14 protein-coding genes are annotated in these 16,127 nt (G+C 73.4%); 6 read left to right on the top strand and 8 right to left on the bottom strand.

Going from position 1 to position 16,127, the window contains the following annotated elements; all coding sequences use genetic code 11:
* Positions 1-27: 27 nt before the first annotated feature.
* The 3 genes from argF to AVW11_RS02265 form a co-directional block, all read right to left on the bottom strand.
* A complete protein-coding gene (gene argF / locus AVW11_RS02275; RefSeq protein ID WP_030840050.1) occupies positions 28-1,029 on the bottom strand; it encodes an ornithine carbamoyltransferase in 1,002 nt (333 codons plus the stop codon).
* A gap of 62 nt (positions 1,030-1,091) precedes the next feature.
* Complete coding sequence (locus tag AVW11_RS02270) at positions 1,092-2,315, bottom strand: arginine deiminase (RefSeq protein WP_076043088.1); 1,224 nt, start codon at positions 2,313-2,315, stop codon at positions 1,092-1,094.
* Between the two features lie 421 nt (positions 2,316-2,736).
* Entirely contained in the window at positions 2,737-3,924 is a 1,188-nt protein-coding gene (locus AVW11_RS02265) for an epoxide hydrolase family protein (protein WP_060177248.1), read from the bottom strand.
* 62 nt (positions 3,925-3,986) lie between these two features.
* Between AVW11_RS02265 and AVW11_RS02260 the strand changes: the two genes are divergently transcribed.
* From AVW11_RS02260 to AVW11_RS02235, 5 genes are all read left to right on the top strand, one after another.
* Positions 3,987-5,114, top strand: coding sequence for a helix-turn-helix transcriptional regulator (locus AVW11_RS02260; protein ID WP_079250473.1), 1,128 nt, complete (start codon positions 3,987-3,989; stop codon positions 5,112-5,114).
* On the top strand, positions 5,111-7,957 hold the full coding sequence (locus tag AVW11_RS02255; protein ID WP_079250472.1) for a SpoIIE family protein phosphatase: 2,847 nt from the start codon (positions 5,111-5,113) through the stop codon (positions 7,955-7,957). The genes AVW11_RS02260 and AVW11_RS02255 overlap by 4 nt, the downstream gene beginning before the upstream one ends.
* Before the next feature lie 131 nt (positions 7,958-8,088).
* Entirely contained in the window at positions 8,089-9,234 is a 1,146-nt protein-coding gene (locus AVW11_RS02250; protein WP_060177247.1) for an ABC transporter substrate-binding protein, read from the top strand.
* A gap of 273 nt (positions 9,235-9,507) precedes the next feature.
* A complete protein-coding gene (locus AVW11_RS02240; RefSeq protein WP_060177245.1) occupies positions 9,508-10,257 on the top strand; it encodes a hypothetical protein in 750 nt (249 codons plus the stop codon).
* Between the two features lie 22 nt (positions 10,258-10,279).
* Positions 10,280-11,077, top strand: a complete 798-nt coding sequence (locus tag AVW11_RS02235; RefSeq protein ID WP_030840027.1) for a VOC family protein — start codon at positions 10,280-10,282, stop codon at positions 11,075-11,077.
* Positions 11,078-11,103: 26 nt separating this feature from the next.
* Here the strand turns inward: AVW11_RS02235 and AVW11_RS02230 are convergent, their stop codons facing one another.
* The 3 genes from AVW11_RS02230 to AVW11_RS02220 form a co-directional block, all read right to left on the bottom strand.
* Positions 11,104-11,919 carry an ABC transporter permease gene (locus AVW11_RS02230; RefSeq protein WP_060177243.1) on the bottom strand — a complete coding sequence of 272 codons (816 nt, stop codon included), beginning with the start codon at positions 11,917-11,919 and terminating at the stop codon, positions 11,104-11,106.
* On the bottom strand, positions 11,916-12,920 hold the full coding sequence (locus tag AVW11_RS02225; RefSeq protein WP_051699528.1) for an ATP-binding cassette domain-containing protein: 1,005 nt from the start codon (positions 12,918-12,920) through the stop codon (positions 11,916-11,918). Before AVW11_RS02225 ends, AVW11_RS02230 begins: the two co-directional genes overlap by 4 nt.
* A gap of 115 nt (positions 12,921-13,035) precedes the next feature.
* On the bottom strand, positions 13,036-13,815 hold the full coding sequence (locus tag AVW11_RS02220; protein WP_030840020.1) for a VOC family protein: 780 nt from the start codon (positions 13,813-13,815) through the stop codon (positions 13,036-13,038).
* Between the two features lie 230 nt (positions 13,816-14,045).
* Here AVW11_RS02220 and AVW11_RS02215 point away from each other — a divergent pair, with 230 nt between their 5' ends.
* Positions 14,046-15,095 (top strand): nucleoside hydrolase, encoded by a 1,050-nt coding sequence (locus tag AVW11_RS02215; RefSeq protein ID WP_060177242.1) that lies wholly within the window; start codon positions 14,046-14,048, stop codon positions 15,093-15,095.
* On the opposite strand, the gene AVW11_RS02210 is transcribed toward AVW11_RS02215, so the two are convergent.
* Positions 15,032-15,619 (bottom strand): DUF5133 domain-containing protein, encoded by a 588-nt coding sequence (locus tag AVW11_RS02210; protein ID WP_234330878.1) that lies wholly within the window; start codon positions 15,617-15,619, stop codon positions 15,032-15,034. The two genes, AVW11_RS02215 and AVW11_RS02210, sit on opposite strands and share 64 nt — an antisense overlap.
* 217 nt (positions 15,620-15,836) lie before the next feature.
* On the bottom strand, positions 15,837-16,112 hold the full coding sequence (locus tag AVW11_RS02205; RefSeq protein ID WP_030840012.1) for an isoamylase early set domain-containing protein: 276 nt from the start codon (positions 16,110-16,112) through the stop codon (positions 15,837-15,839).
* Positions 16,113-16,127 lie beyond the last annotated feature (15 nt).

The raw sequence follows: 16,127 nt of genomic DNA, 5'->3' as shown, positions 1-16,127 counted from the left end.
TCTCCGGAGGGTGTGGGGACGGCCGGTTCAGTCGCCGAGGGTGGCGACGAGGACGGCCTTGATGGTGTGGAGCCGGTTCTCGGCCTGGTCGAACACGATGGAGTGCGAGGACTCGAAGACCTCGTCGGTGACCTCCAGTGCCGTCATGCCGGTCCGGGCAGCGATCTTGGCCCCGACGGTGGTGTCGTCGTTGTGGAAGGCCGGAAGGCAGTGCATGAACTTGACGGCCGGGTTGCCCGTCGCCTCCAGGGTCTTCGTCGTCACCTGGTACGGCTTGAGCAGCGCTATGCGCTCGTCCCACATCTCCGGCGGCTCTCCCATGGAGAGCCACACGTCGGTGTAGACGAAGTCGACGCCGGCCACCCCTTCGGCCACGTCCTCGGTCAGGGTGATCCGCGCACCGCTGACGGCCGCCGCCCGCCGCGCCTGGTCGACGACGTGGGAGGCGTTGTGCAGCGACCGCGGGCCGACCATGCGTACGTCCATGCCGAGCATCGCCGCGACGATCAGCAGCGAGTTGCCGACGTTGTTCCTGGCGTCGCCCAGATAGGCGAAGGACACCTGGTTCAGCGGCTTGTCGGTGTGCTCCCACATGGTGAGCACGTCGGCGAGCGACTGGGTGGGGTGCCACTGGTCCGTCAGGCCGTTCCAGACGGGAACGCCGGCGTGCCGGGCCAACTCCTCCACCAGCGACTGGTCGCTGCCGCGGTATTCGATCCCGTCGTAGTAGCGGCCGAGGACGCGTGCGGTGTCCTTGATGGACTCCTTGTGGCCGAGCTGGGAGCCGGCCGGGTCGAGGTAGGTCACGTGCGCGCCCTGCTGGTGCGCGGCCACTTCGAAGGCGCACCGGGTCCTCGTCGATGTCTTCTCGAAGATCACGGCGATGTTCCTGCCGCGCAGCCGCTGTTCCTCCCGCCCCTCGCGGCGGGCGGTCTTGATGTCGGCGGAGAGTTCCAGCAGGTGGCGGAACTCCTCGGGAGTGAAGTCGAGTTCCTTCACGAACGGACGCCGGTGCAGGTCGTCGTGCATGGCAGGCTCCTTGGTGGGTACGGGGGGGGCGGCGGACGGTGAGGAGGCGCGGGGCGGGGTGGTCAGGCGGCGTCGCGTTCGATGGGGCAGGTCATGCACCGCGGGCCGCCACGGCCCCGGCCCAGTTCGCTGCCCCGCACGGTGATGACCTCGATCCCGCTCTTGCGCAGGTGGGTGTTGGTGGTCACGTTGCGCTCGTAGGCGACGACCACACCGGGCTCCACGGCCAGCACGTTGCAGCCGTCGTCCCACTGCTCCCGCTCGGCGGAGCGGAGGTCCTGGCTGGGGGTGAGAACGGTGATGGAGGGCAGACCCAGCGCATCGGCGATGACCTGGTCCATGTGCCCGGGCGCGTGGTCGGTGACCTTCAGCCCTTCACCGCCGGGGCCCGGCTCGATCGTGGAGGACGGCAGCATGCCGAGGCCGGCGTAGCGGGTGAAGGTGTCACCGCTGACCATGGTCATGACCGTGTCGAGGTGCATGAAGCTGCGGGTCTTCGGCAGGCCGACGGCCACGACCCGCCGGGCGGAGCCCGCCGCGAACATCCGCAGGGCGAGGTTCTCCACGGCCTGCGGGGTGGTGCGCTCGCTCATGCCGATGAGCACCGCACCGTTGCCGATGACCAGGACGTCGCCGCCCTCGACGGTGGCGGGATAGGCCTGCTGCCCGTCGGTCCACCGGTGGAACTCCCCCTTGTCGAACAGGGGGTGGTGGCGGTAGATGGCTTCGAAGTGCACCGTTTCACGGCGTCGTGCCCGCTTGTTCATGGGGTTGACGCTCACGCCGTCGTACACCCAGCACGAGGTGTCGCGGGTGAAGAGGTGGTTGGGCAGCGGCGCGAGGAGGAAGTCGTCGGGCGCCATGGCGTGCAGCCGTACGCTCGGTATCGGGCCCGTGCGCTCCAGCAGTTCGGCCTTGGTGACGCCGCCGATGAGGCAGGCGGTCAGTGCGGCCGGCTCCAGGGAGTCGAAGTACGCGCGGAGCCGGTCGGTGCCGAGGACGCCGAACTCGCGGTCGTCGAAGACCCGGTCCAGCACGAGCTGCCGTGCCTCGATGCCGTCCAACGTCTCGGTGAGCAGGTCGGCGAGGAGGTACACGCCCACTCCGCGGTCCCGCAGGACATCGGCGAAGGCGTCGTGCTCCTCGCGAGCGCGCTTGGCCCACAGCACATCGTCGAAAAGGAGCTCGTCCTTGTTGGTGGGTGTGAGGCGGGTGAGTTCGCGGTCGGGGCGGTGCAGGATGACCTGCTTCAGCCAGCCGGTCTCGGAGTCGACGTGGAAGGTCATGGGTCCCCCGGAGGTGAGACGGAAGGTGCGCTCGACGGGCGCGGTGTCGGGACGTGCGTTCGGCCGGGCGGCCGGCCGGGCGTCCGCCGGGCGCCTCGGGGAGCACTTGAACCCTGTCACTCGCGTCCCCTCGTGCCCGGCGGCAACCGTCCCTGGTGGCGGGCCGGTCGGCACTCCCCGGGAGGACCCGTTCGGTCGCCGCGCCGGGCCCTTCGGCCCTGCGGGGCGGGCGACCCGGCGGTGCCCGCCCCGCCGCGGCGCCGGGAACGGCCCGCTCTGCCGGCTCGTGCCCGACGTCTTCGCGACCGCCGGCTGACGCCCCGGCGCGCGCCGCGGAGCCTACGGAGGCCGGGAACCGCTGCTGCTCGGCGAGGAATCCCACGCCGGACGGGGCTCCGGGCGCGCACAGCGCGCTCCGCCGTCAGCGCACACTGGCGAAGAACCGGCGCAGGTCGTCCACGAGGGCCTCCGGCTCCTCCATCGCGAGGAAGTGGCCACCGCGGTCGAGTTCGGTCCACCGCACGACGTTGTGGTCGCGTTCCGCCCAGCGGCGGATGGTCACGTCGTGGGTGGAGAGCAGCACGGCGGTCGGGACGGTCCCCCGCCGTCCGGCCGTCCAGGCGTCCGGGGCGCCGGCGGCGCCGTCCTCCTCACCCCACGCGCCGGCGGAGACCTCCTCGTAGTAGATCTGGGCGGCCGAGGCGGCCGTGCCGGTCAGCCAGTACAGCGAGACCTCGGTCAGCATGCGGTCGCGGTCGATGCTGTCCTCGGGCAGCCCGTCCGCCGGGGCGGTGAGCTCCTTGAACTTCTCCACCATCCAGGCGAGTTGTCCCACCGGGGAGTCCGTCAGCGCGTAGCCGACCGTCTGCGGGCGCTTGGAGTTGCACTGCAGGTAGCCGTCGTTGAAGTCCTGCATGGCCTGCCGGCGCCGCTGCTCGGCCTCGGTGAGGCCGTCCGCCTCGCCCTCCGCCCCCACGGGGAACGTCAGCAGGGCGTTGACATGGACGCCGATGACCTGCTCCGGGGCCCGCGCGCCCATCCGGGGAGCGACCCAGGAGCCGGTGTCGTAGCCGTGGACGCCGTAGCGGACGTAGCCGAGGCGGGACATCAGCCGGGTGAGCACCGCCGCCATGCTCTCCGCGCCCATTCCGGGCCCCGCGAGCGGGGTGGAGAAGCCGAATCCCGGCAGGGAGGCAACGACCAGGTGGAAGGCGGTGGCCGGATCGCCGCCGTGTGCCCGGGGGTCGGACAGCGGGCCGATGACGTCGAGGAAGTCGGCCACCGACCCCGGCCAGCCGTGCAACAGCACCAGCGGTGTGGCATCCGGCTCGGGTGACCGTACGTGCAGGAAGTGGACGGTCTGCCCCTCGACGTCGGCCAGGTACTGGGGGTAGGCGTTCAGGGCGGCCTCGTGCGTCCGCCAGTCGTAGGCGTTGAGCCAGTGATCGGCCAGGCCCCGCAGGTAGCCGACCGGCACACCGCGGCTCCAGCCGACACCGGGCAGTTCGTCCGGCCAGCGGGTGGCGGCGAGGCGGGAGCGGAGGTCGTCGAGCCGGCTCTGGGGGACATCGACACGGAACGGGGCGATGCCGGGAATCGTGTGCGTCATGGCCGCGACGCTACGGACCGCTTAGGCCAGTTCCGTTCCCAAGCGTGCGGCACCCTGGGGCCATGCTGGAAACCTCCGGGCGGCTGTTGAAACTGCTGTCGCTGCTGCAGACCCCCGGCGACCGGTCGGGGACCGAGCTCGCCGAACGCCTCGGCGTCAGCCGCCGCACGCTGCGCCGCGACGTGCAGCGGCTGCGCGACCTCGGCTACCCGGTCCGGGCGACCCAGGGCACCGCCGGCTACCGGCTCGGGCCCGGCGGCAAGCTGCCGCCGCTGCTGCTCGACGACGAGGAGGCCGTGGCCGTCGCCATCAGCCTGCGCGCCGGGGCCGACGGCTCGGTCCTCGGGGTCGAGGAGTCCGCTCTGCGCGCCCTGGGCAAGCTCGAACAGGTCCTCCCCTCCCGGCTCCGGCACCGGGTCCGCACCCTGCTCGCCGCCACCGTCCGGGCCGGCGCGGCTCCGGCCCCCGCGGTGTCCGCGGCCACCCTCATGGCCCTCGCCGAGGCGTGCCGGCGGCACGAGCGGCTGCGCTTCGACTACACCAGCCCCCGCAACGGCGCCGGCGTCCGCTCGGCCGAGCCCCACAGCCTGGTCAGTTTCGGCCGCCACTGGTATCTGGTCGCCTGGGACACCGACCGCGAGGGCTGGCGCACCTTCCGCGTCGACCGGCTCGTCCCGCGCACTCCGGCCGGTCCCCGGTTCACACCCCGCGCACTTCCCGGCGGCGACGCGGCCGCCTACGTGGCCCGCCGGCTGTCGGCGCAGACATGGCCGCTCCAGGCGACCGTCACCCTCCACGAATCCGCCACCGCGGTCGCCGACCGCGTCTGGCCGGGGATGGGATGCGTCGAGCCCGTGGACGAGCACAGCTGTCTGCTGCACCTGGGGGCCGACACCTGCCGCGACCTCGCCTGGATGATCACCTCCGTCGACACCGGCTTCACCCTCGTCGACGCCCCGCCCGGACTCGCCGAGGCCCTCCGCGCCCAAGCCGCCCGCTGCCTCGCCGCCGTGGACCCGGCGCGGACCCCGCCGCCCCCGGGCCCCGGTCCCGGCCCGGAGCCTCCGCCACGGGGCGCAAAGGCTCCGGTCCCGCCGGCACGCACCGGCGGGCGGCCGCTCCCCGCTGCCGACGGGCCGGGCGGGCTCCCCGCTGCCGACGGGCCGGGGAGGTTAGAAGATGGATTATGAGCGTCTTCCTGGGACATCTGCGGCGTGTGCTGCCCGGCTCGGCCAAGCGCGCCTCCTCCGACTCCCGAGGTCCCCGCCCAGGACACCGCCAGGAGCACCCGGAACCCGCCCAGCCCTGGGCGAGCAGGGTCCGCAAGCCGCAGCGGCTCTCCTCCCTCCTGAGCGCGCGCAGCGTGGCCGGCGAGGTGTTCCTCCTCCAGCTCGTCGTCGTGGTGCTCCTGGTCGCCGCGGCGGTGGTGGCGCTCGTGGTCCAGGCCCGCAGCGACGCCATGCTGGACGCCCGGCACCGTACGCTCGCCGCCGCCGGCACGTTCGCGGAGTCCCCCGGCATCGTCGCCGCCCTGCGCAGTCCCAACCCGAGCGCCGTGCTGCAGCCCAGCGCGCAGGCGGCCCGGAAGATCGCCGGGGTGGACGGCATCAACGTGTACACGCTCGACGGGGTCACCCTCACCCACAGCGACCCGCGGCAGATCGGCAAGCGCGTGGTCGGCCCGTTCTCCAGGGCGGCGGCCGGGAAGTCCTTCACCGAGACGTTCAAGAGCTCTCTGGGCCAGTCCGTGGTCTCGGTGGTTCCCGTCAAGGACGCCCAGGACCGGGTCCTCGCCGTGGTGGCCTCACCGGTCACCGTGTCGAACGTGCAGAGCATGGTGAACCGGCAGCTGCCCGTGGTCATCGGCACCGCCGCCCTCGTACTCGCCCTGTCCGCGGGCGGGACGGCCCTGGTGAGCCGGCGGCTGCTGCGCCGGACCCACGGTCTGGGGCCGGTGGAGATGACAAGGATGTACGAGCACCACGACGCGGTGCTGCACGCGGTGCGGGAGGGCGTGCTGATCATCGGCGGCGGCGGGCGCCTGCTGCTCGCCAACGACGAGGCGCGGCGGCTGCTGGAGCTGCCGGCGGACGCGGAGGGGCGCCCCGTCACGGAGCTGGGCCTGGAGGAGGGGATCGCCACGTCGATCGCTTCGGGCCGCTCCGCGACCGACGAGCTGCACACGGCCGCCGATCGGCTGCTGGCGGTCAACATCCGGCCCACCGCGCCCTTCGGGCAGGCCGGCACGGTGGTCACCCTGCGGGACACCACCGAGCTGCGGGCGCTCTCCGGCCGGGCCGAGGTGGCCCACGAGCGGCTGAAGCTGCTCTACGACGCGGGGGTGCGCATCGGCACGACCCTGGACGTGGAGCGCACCGCCCGGGAACTGGCGGAGGTGGCGGTCCCGAGGTTCGCCGACATCGCCTCGGTCGACCTGCTGGACCCGGTGCTGCACGGCGACGAGCCGCCGGAGCCGGGCACCGAGATGCGCCGCACCGCCGTGGTCGCCGCGAAGAACCCGCATCCGCTGTATCCCGTCGGCGAGCTGATCCGGTTCGTCCCGACCAGCCCCATGGCGCTCGGGGTCGTCGGCGAACGCGCCGTGCGGGTGGCGGACCTGCGGAGCACCCGCGACTGGATGGCCCAGAACCCCGCCCGTTCGCAGCGGATGCTGGATCAGGGCGTCCACTCGGTGATCGCCGTCCCGCTGCGGGCCCGCGGCGTGCTGCTGGGGATGGCGGGATTCTGGCGGGTGGAGCCCTCGCCGGCGTTCGAGGAGGAGGACGTGTCCTTCGCCGAGGAGCTGACCGCCCGGGCGGCGCTGTCCATCGACAACGCCCGCCGCTTCACGCGCGAGCACACCATGGCCGTCACCTTGCAGCGCAGCCTGCTGCCCCGGGGCGTCCCGGACCAGTCCGCGGTCGAGGTCGCCCACCGCTACCTGCCCGCCCAGGCGGGCGTGGGCGGGGACTGGTTCGACGTCATCCCGCTGCCCGGCGCCCGGGTGGCCCTGGTGGTCGGCGACGTCGTCGGGCACGGCCTGCACGCCGCCGCCACCATGGGCCGGCTGCGGACCGCCATGCACAACTTCTCGACGCTCGACCTGCCCGCGGAGGAGCTGCTGAGCCACCTGGACGAGCTGGTCGCCCACATCGACACCGACGAGGGCTCCGGGGAGCAGGAGTGGCAGGGCCTGACCGGCGCCACCTGCCTGTGCGCCGTCTACGACTCCGTCTCCGGTCAGGTGACCGCCGCGACCGCCGGCCACCCGGGCCCCGCCGTCGTCCACCCCGACGGCACGGTGTCCTTCCCCGAGATCCCGGTGTCGCCGCCGCTGGGCCTGGGCGCCGGCCTGCCCATGGAGACCGCGACGCTGACCCTGCCCGAGGGGGCCCAGCTGGTGCTCTTCACCGACGGGCTGCTGGAGAACCGCGACCGGGACGTCGACGCCGCCCTGGCGGTGCTGGGCGCGGCCCTGTCCGGGCCGGCCAGGACGCCGGAGGAGACCTGCGCCGCGGTGATCGGCGCGATGCTGCCCAGCGGGCAGAGCGACGACATCGCCCTGCTGGTGGCCCGCACGCGCCGGCTGGATCCGGCACGGATCGCCGAGTGGGAGGTGCGGTCCGATCCGGCGGCGGTGTCCCCGGTGCGCACTGCCTGCGCCCGGCGGCTGGCGGAGTGGGGCCTGGAGGACATCGCCTTCACGACGGAGCTCATCCTCAGCGAGCTGATCACCAATGCCGTCCGCTACGGATCGCAGCCCATCCGGGTGAGGCTGCTGTACGACCGCAGCCTGGTCTGCGAGGTGTCCGACGGGTCCAGCACCTCCCCCCACCTGCGCCGGGCCGAGGCCACCGACGAGGGCGGGCGCGGCCTGTTCCTGGTCGCCCAGTTCGCCGAGCGCTGGGGCACCCGCTACACCGCCCGCGGCAAGATCATCTGGAGTGAGCAGGCCCTCCACGCGGAGTCCGCCGCGGACGGGGAGGACCTGGGGGCGGCGCTGCTCGCGGCCTGGGACGACGAGGCCTTCTGAGGCTGCTCGGGGGGCGCTGCGGTACGTCGGCCGGAGGACGGGCGGCGGCGCGACCCGCCGGGACTGCGCCGGTCCGACAGACGCACGTACGCTGGCCTGGATCAGTACGTGCCGCCCGTTATGGAGCCTTTGTGCCCGCACCTCGTCTCCGGACAGCCGCCGTCGCCGCCTGCCTCGCCCTCGCCGCGGGGCCCCTCGGCGCATGCGGGGACAGGCCCCCCGAAACACCCAGCGCGCCGGCGGTGGCCACCTCCGCCGCGGACGCGGGCGGCATGGCGGCGCTGACCGCGGCGGCCAGGAAGGAGGGGGCGCTCAACACCATCGCGCTCCCGAGGGACTGGGCCAACTACGGCGCCCTGATCGACGGCTTCGAGAAGAAGTACGGGATCGAGGTCTCCGTGGAGGACCCGGAGGGTTCCAGCAAGGACGAGATCGACGCCCTCAAGGCGCACAGGCGCGACGGGACGGCCCCCGACGTGGTCGACGTGGGCGGCACCTTCGCGCCGGGCGCGGCCCGGCAGGGTCTGCTGGCCCCGTACGAGGTCGCCCCGTGGGACGACATCCCCGACGAGCAGAAGGACCCGCGGGCCCGCTGGTACAACAACTACGGCGGCTACGTCTCGATCGGCTGCGACGCCAAGCGCGTCAAGACCTGCCCGGCGACCTTCGCCGACCTGCGCAGGCCCGAGTACGAGGGGCAGGTCGCGCTCAACGGCAACCCCACCATGTCGGGCTCCGCCTTCGCCGGGGTGTATGCGGCGGCCCTGGCGAACGGAGGCTCCTTCGACGACATCCAGCCCGGCATCGACTTCTTCGCCGAGCTCAGCAGGAGCGGCAACTTCATCCCGGTCGAGTCCACCCCGGCCACGATCGAGTCCGGGCAGACGCCGATCAGCATCGACTGGGACTTCCTCAACCTCGCCTACGCCGACGAGTTCCGCCGCAAGGGCGCGGACGTGGACTGGCGGACCTCCATCCCCTTCGACGGCAGCTTCGCCCAGTACTACGCGCAGGGGATCAACCGGGACGCCCCGCACCCGGCGGCGGCGCGGCTGTGGCAGGAGTACCTGTTCAGCCCGGAAGGCCAGAACCTCCGACTCGGGGCGTACGCGCGACCCGTCCTCATGGAGTCGATGGCGAGGAACGGCACCCTCGACAGGACCCTGGCGGAGAAGCTGCCCACGGTCGAGGGCACACCGGCGTTCCCGACGGAGCAGCAGCAGGCGAAGGCGGGCCGCACGGTCGACCGGAACTGGGCCGAGGCCGTCTCGGGCTGAGTGCGGGGCCCGCGCGGCGCCGGCCTGGCGCGGGCGGCCCTCTGCGAGGCGGCGATCGGCCACGGCCGCACGAACTGCCGCCCGGCGTCGGGACGGTGGGCCGGCCTGCCGATCCCGTCCCCGCCCGTGGTGCCGCTCGGGCGGGACCGGCCGGCGGGCGCCCGGGCTGCGGCGTCCGCGGCGCGGACCTACGCTGATCCGGTGACCGGCCGCACGGGAGGCATGGTGTTCACCCGGCGCCGTCCGGCGGTGGTCCCAGGGAGGTGACGCCCTATGTCCGCACCCCGGGCAGCAGCCGCGATCCGCCGCGCGGCCGCGGGAACCGTCTGTCTGATCGTGTTCGCGGGCGCCGGCACGGGCACCGCCCTGGCCGACGACAACGGCATGGCCGACAAGAGTGCGCAGGCCATCGCCGACGCCTCCCGCAAGGCGATGTCACAGGTCACCTCCATGCGCATGGTGGCCAAGGTGACCGAGGGGTCGGGCACCACCGCGCTGGACATCCGCTTCGACGAGGCGGGCAACTGCGTCGGCACCGTCAGGCCGCCCGGCGGCTCCGGCAGGGCCGACGTGATCAAACGCGGTAACGACGTGTGGATGAAGCTCGACGACGAGCTGCTGCGGGCCCAGGTGCCGGGTGCCGCTGCCGAGGACGCCATCGCGCTGATCGACGGCCGCTATCTGCACGGCACCACGGACAACATCATGCTGCGCGATTTCGCCCAGTTCTGCGATCTCGACTACTTCAAGTCGGAGTTCTCCACGAAACCGGCGAACGAGCAGCTGACGAAGGGCGCGCGCAGCACCGTCGACGGCCGTCCGGCCATCACGGTCACCGGCAAGCGCGGCGGCGACACCGGCACCTACCAGGTGTCCACGCAGGACGAGCCGTACCTGCTGCGCATCCAGGGCGCCAAGGCCTCCGGCGAGCGCGTGGAGGCCACCTTCTCCGCCTTCGACGAGCCCGTCCGGCCCAAGCCTCCCGCGCCCGCCGACTCGGTCGACCTGTCCGAGCTCCGGTAGCGGACCGCGCGAAAGGACCACCATGATCACCACTGACTTCGCCGCGGGCGCCCCCTGCTGGATCGACCTCGGCGCTCCCGACGTGCCCGCCGCGGCCGCTTTCTACAGCGCCGTACTGGGCTGGGAGTACGAGTCCATGGGCGAGGGGGAGGACATGGAGGGCGGGATGTTCCGGAAGGACGGGAAGATCGTCGCCGGGCTCGGCAAGCTCACCGAGGAGGGCGCCCGCCCGGCCTGGATGATCTACTACAGCGTGCCCGACGCGGACGCCGCCACCGCGGCCGTCGAGCGCGCCGGCGGCACGGTGCGGGTCCCCGCGAGAGACCTCGACGAGTGGGGGCGGATGGCCCAGTACAGCGACCCGCTGGGGGGCCAGTTCGCCGTCTGGCAGCCGGGAACCAGCAAGGGCGTCGAGCTGGTCGACGAGCCGGGCTCGCTGTCGTGGACGGAGCTCTACACGAGCGACGCGGCGGCGGCCAAGGACTTCTACGGCAAGGTCTTCGGCTGGTGGTTCAGCGACATGGAGCTGCCGGGCGGCAAAGGTGCGTATGCCCTGGTCACGCCTGCCGGGCAGGCTGCGGAGCGCATGCACGGCGGCGTGCTGGAGCTGCCCGCCGAGGACCTCGACCTGGCGGACGGGCGGCCCTACTGGCATCCCGTCTTCGCCGTCACCGACTGCGACGCGGCGGTCTCTGCGGTCACCGGCAACGGCGGCAGTGTGCAGATGGGGCCGGAGGACGCCGAGGGCGTCGGACGGCTGGCCGTCTGCCTCGACCCGGCGGGCGCCGACTTCGTGGTGCTGGCCCCGTCGCCGGGCTGACCCGCATCCCGGCGGCCCCGCGGAGCTCAGACCCGGGAGCGGTACGCCCGCATGGCCAGCGGGACGAAGACGATCGCGATGCCCGCCGCCCAGACCAGGGACCACATGATCGGCTCGCCGGCGGGGGTGCCGAGCAGCAGACCGCGGAAGGCGTCCGACAGCTGGGTGACGGGATTGACGTCCACCCAGGCCTGGAGCCAGCCGGGCATCGTGTCGACCATCACGAACGCACTGCTCGTGAAGGTGATCGGGAAGATCAGCGTGAAGGCGAAGACCTGCACCTTCTCCGCGTCGCCGGCCAGCATGCCGATCAGCACGGCCGTCCACGACATGGCCGCGGCGAACACCAGGAGCAGCAGCAGCCCGCCGACGAAGCCGGCGGCGCCCCCGGTGATCTCGAAGCCCAGCAGGGTGCCCAGGCCGATCATCAGGAGCATCGCCCAGAGCTGTTTGGCCAGGTCGGCCGCGATGCGCCCGAGGAGCGGCGCCGAGCGGGCGATGGGCAGGCTGCGGAGGCGGTCGAAGACGCCCTTGGTGAGGTCGGTGTTCAGCGCCATGGCCGTGTACATGCTCATGAAGAGCGTGTTCTGGACGATGATCCCGGCGAGGGCGTACTGGAGGTACGCCTGGGGGGATCCCGCCATCTGTCCGCCGAAGACGAAGGTGAACAGGAAGACGAACATGATCGGCGAGATGCTGTAGTCGACGAGCTCCAGCGGGTTGTGCTTGACGGAGACCAGGCTGCGCCAGGCGAGCGTCGCCGTCTGGCGCAGGGCCGCCAGGGGGCGCACCCGGCCGCTGCCGCCCAGGGTGCCGGTCACGGGCGCGGACGCGGTGGTCATGACAGGCTCCCCGCGGTCGCGTACTGCTCGTCGTCACCGTCGCCGTCGCCGCGGCCGGACGCCGTCTGCGGCTGCGCCCGGTGACCGGTCAGGACCATGAACACCTCGTCGAGCGACGAGCGCCGCAGGGTCAGCTCGGCCACCGCGATGCCGGCCTGGTCCAGCCGGCGGACCACGCTCGGCATCAGCTCCGGGTCCTTGACGGGCACGGTGATCTCGTCGCCGTCGATCTCCGCCAGGGGGCCCGCGGCCTCGGCGAGCAGGGCGTGCGCCGGGGCGAGGTCCGCGGCGCGGGCCGGCCGCAGTTGCAGCACCTGGCCGCCGACCTGCGCCTTCAGCTCGTCGGGCGTGCCGTCGGCGATGACCGTGCCCTTGTCGATCACGACGATGCTGTCGGCCAGCCGGTCCGCCTCGTCCAGGTACTGCGTGGTCAGCAGCACCGTGACCCCCTCGGCGACGAGGCCGCGCAGCATGTCCCAGACCTCACCGCGACTGTGCGGGTCGAGTCCGGTGGTCGGCTCGTCCAGGAAGAGGATCTGCGGCCTCCCCACCAGGCTCGCCGCCAGGTCCAGGCGCCGCCGCATGCCGCCCGAGTACGTCTTGGCGGCCCGCCCCGCCGCCTCGACCAGCTGGAACCGGTCGAGCAGCTCGGCGGCCCGGGCCCGGGCCGCACCGCGCGGCATGCCGAGCAGCCGCCCGATCATCAGAAGGTTCTCCGTGCCGGTCAGGTTCTCGTCGACGGCGGCGTACTGGCCGGTGAGCCCGATCATCGAACGGACCCGGCCCGCCTGCCGGACGACGTCGTGCCCGGCGACCTCCGCGCGGCCCTCGTCCGGCTGGAGGAGGGTGGCGAAGATGCGGACGGCGGTGGTCTTGCCCGCGCCGTTGGGCCCCAGCAGGCCGAGAACGCTGCCGACGGGCACCTGGAGGTCCACGCCGGCCAGTGCGCGGGTCTGCTTGAACCGCTTCGCCAGGCCTTCGGCCCGGATCGCGTACTGCATGGAGATCACCCCGGACGGGAGGTACGTGCTGCTGCCACTTCCCTCAACTGTGACGCACGCCACTGACATTGTCCGGGCGGGACGAGGGGGGCCGACACCCCCGCACCACGTCCGCTCAGGCGATGTCCTCGCTGAGGGTGAAGAGGGCCCCGGTCCGGTCGCGCAGGGTGACCCGGCGGTCCGTCGGGGAGGACCGTACGGGTGTCACGGCGGCGCCCCCGTGCTCGACCGCCCGGTCGACCGCCGCGTCCAGGTCCGCCACGGCGAAATGGACGTGCCAGCGGGGCCGGACCTGCGGGTCGGGGGCGTCCTCCACGGCTCCGGCGTCGATCCGCGCGACGGTCTGGCTGCCCCTGCGCACCACCACGTGGTCGTGCTCGTAGGCCACGTCGCAGCATCCGGGCCGCTCGCACGCCCAGTCGAGGACCTCTCCGTAGAACACCGCTGCGGCGAACGCGTCGCGGGTCCGCAGCTCCACCCAGGCCGCGGCGTCCTCCTGCCCGGCGTGCCACTCCGGGACGACCTCGCCCTCCCAGAAGCCGAAGACCGCCCCGGACGGGTCGGCGGCCAGCGCAGCCCTCCCGGTGGCGAAGGCGAGCGGCCCGACGGCCATCGTCGCGCCCCGCTCGCGGACCCGGGCGGCGGTCGCCTGCGCGTCCTCGACGGCGAAGTACGGCGTCCACGCGGTCGGCACGGAGAGCCGCGGGGCGAGGGCGCCCACGGAGGCGACGGGTCGGCCGTCCAGCAGGGCGACGCGGAAGTTCTCACCCAGCCGGGTGGCCCGGAACGTCCAGCCCAGCACGCCGGCGTAGAACTCCTCCGCCTCGGCGAGGCCGGGCACCGTGAGGTTGACCCAGCAGGGCACGCCGAACACGTCACGGCTGTTCGTGGTCATGGCACCGCCTCCGATCGCCGTCCGGCATCCGGTCCCGCCGCAGGCGGCTGTGGCCGCCCCGCCCGCCCCACTCCTAACACAAACGGGCGAAACGGACCATCCGTACGGCATCGGCGGCGGACACGGTGTGCGCCGGGCCTCCGGTGCGCACACTGGACCGGTGGACCGTGCCGCCGCGGCGGCGGACCGAGGAGAGGTGTCCGGCCTTGAGCGTTCCCGTTCCCGTTCCCGTGCCTGTTGCTGCCGGTGCGTCCGTCCCTGGGCCCGTTCCTGGGCCCGTTCCCGTCGTCATCGACTGCGATCCGGGGCATGACGACGCCCTCGCGATCCTCCTCGCGGCGGGCGACCCGGGGGTCGAACTGCTGGCCGTGACCACGGTGGCGGGCAACCAGACCCTGGAGAAGACCACCCTGAACGCCCTGCGGGTGTGCACCGTCGCCGGCATCACGGGGGTGCCGGTCGCCGCCGGGTGCGCGGCACCGCTGGTGGAGCCGCTGCGGGTCGCGCAGGACGTGCACGGGGTGTCGGGACTGGACGGCCCCCGCTTCCCCGAGCCGTCCCTGGCCGCCGAGCCCGAGCACGCGGTGGATCTGCTGCGGCGGATCCTGGCCGGGCATCCGGAGCCGGTCACCCTGGTGCCGACGGCGCCCCTGACGAACATCGCCCTGCTGCTGACCCGGTACCCCGAACTGGCGGGCCGGATCAGGGAGATCGTGCTCATGGGCGGCTCCACGGACCGGGGGAACCGGACCCCGGCCGCGGAGTTCAACATCCACACCGACCCGGAGGCCGCGGACATCGTCTTCCGCAGCGGCGTACCGGTGACCATGTGCGGGCTCAACGTCACCCACCAGGCCCTCGCGACGCCCGAGGTCGTCGCCCGCTTCGAGGCGCTGGACACCGGCCTCGGGCGGATCTGCGCCGAGCTCCTGGGCTTCTTCGCGGGCACCTACCGGCAGCTGTGGGGCTTCCCCGCTCCCCCGGTGCACGACCCGGTCGCGGTGGCCCGGGTCATCGACCCCGGGCTGGTCACCTGCGTGGACGCGCACGTGGCCGTGGAACTCCACGGCCGGCACACGCGCGGGGCGACCGTGGTGGACCTGCACGGCACCCTGGGGCGGCCGGCGAACGCGCGGGTCGCCGTCGGGCTGCGGGCCGACCTGTTCTGGGACCGGATGCTGGCGGCCGTGGCGGCACTGGGCGGCTCCGGTGCGGGTCAGTCGGCGCGTCCGGCGGAGGGCCGCACCGGATCGGGCCCCTCGGACGGGGGCAGCCGGTGAGCCGCCACCAGCTCCTCGGCGGCCAGGAGCGCGCTGTGGGCGTTGCGCTGGCCCATCAGGACGCACAGCGTGTACGCGGCGTCCTCCATCGCGGCGCGCAGTGCCGGGTCGTCCGGCGCGGCCAGCGTACGGCGGCGCACGGCCCGCAGGTGGTTCAGATGCCGGCGCAGCACGTGCGGGGCCGGCAGGAGCGTCCCGGAGGCGGGCGGCGCAGGGGGGTACGGGGTGCGGGCGTGCCCGATCTCGGCGCGCAGCGCCCGCTCGCAGTCCGGGTCGACGTCTGCGGGGCAGGTGCGGGTCGCGATGACCGTGCGCGCCATGAGCCGGAGCGTGACGCCCGCGGCCTGGGCCGCGTTGCCGAGGACCCGCCGGGCGCTCTCGGCGGTGCAGGGCACCAAGGCCATCACCATCCCGGTCGCGCCGGCGAGCGCGGCCCGGTCGGTGGGACCGTCGGCGTCCGCTTCCCCGTCGGTCACTGCGGCGCCGCCTTCCGTGCGGCTGTCGGCCGCCGGGCTCTGAATCATCCGTCCGCTCCTCGGGTCTGTCCGGGTGGATGCCGCTGTGTAGCACCTGCGGACGGGCGGCCGGCGCGCACACGCGGGCGCCGGGGAGCGGATCGCCCGATGTGGGGACCCTCGGTACTGCGGGTTGACGTTTCGCGGGGCTCGCCACGGCCCGTGCCGCGGACACGCTCCGCAGCGGCGGGTGCCGGTGCGGAGCGTGTCGCTCAGCGCGCGGACGTCAGGTGTTCAGCCGGCTGTTGGGGCCGTCGTGCCCGTCCGCACCCGCGTCGTTGAACCAGTAGTCCCCGGCCGCGAGGTAGCGGAAGGAGTGCGTGGCCTTGGCGGGCAGCGCGACCGTCACCGCCCGCATGCCGTCGGGTCGGGGTTCGAGTACGTGGGCGCCCGGCTGCCAGTCGTTGAAGGTCCCCACGACGCTGACGGGGCCGGGCGGGTCGCCCCCGGGCAGCACGAAGGTGACGGCGGTGGTGTTCTTGCGACGCTGTCGTTCCAGCATGAAGTGCTCCTTCTG

The organism is Streptomyces amritsarensis (assembly GCF_001953875.1).
In the GTDB taxonomy this organism is placed as follows: Bacteria; Actinomycetota; Actinomycetes; order Streptomycetales; family Streptomycetaceae; genus Streptomyces; species Streptomyces amritsarensis.
Note: the sequence above shows the minus strand (reverse complement) of the source record. Positions and strands in the feature narration are given on the sequence as shown.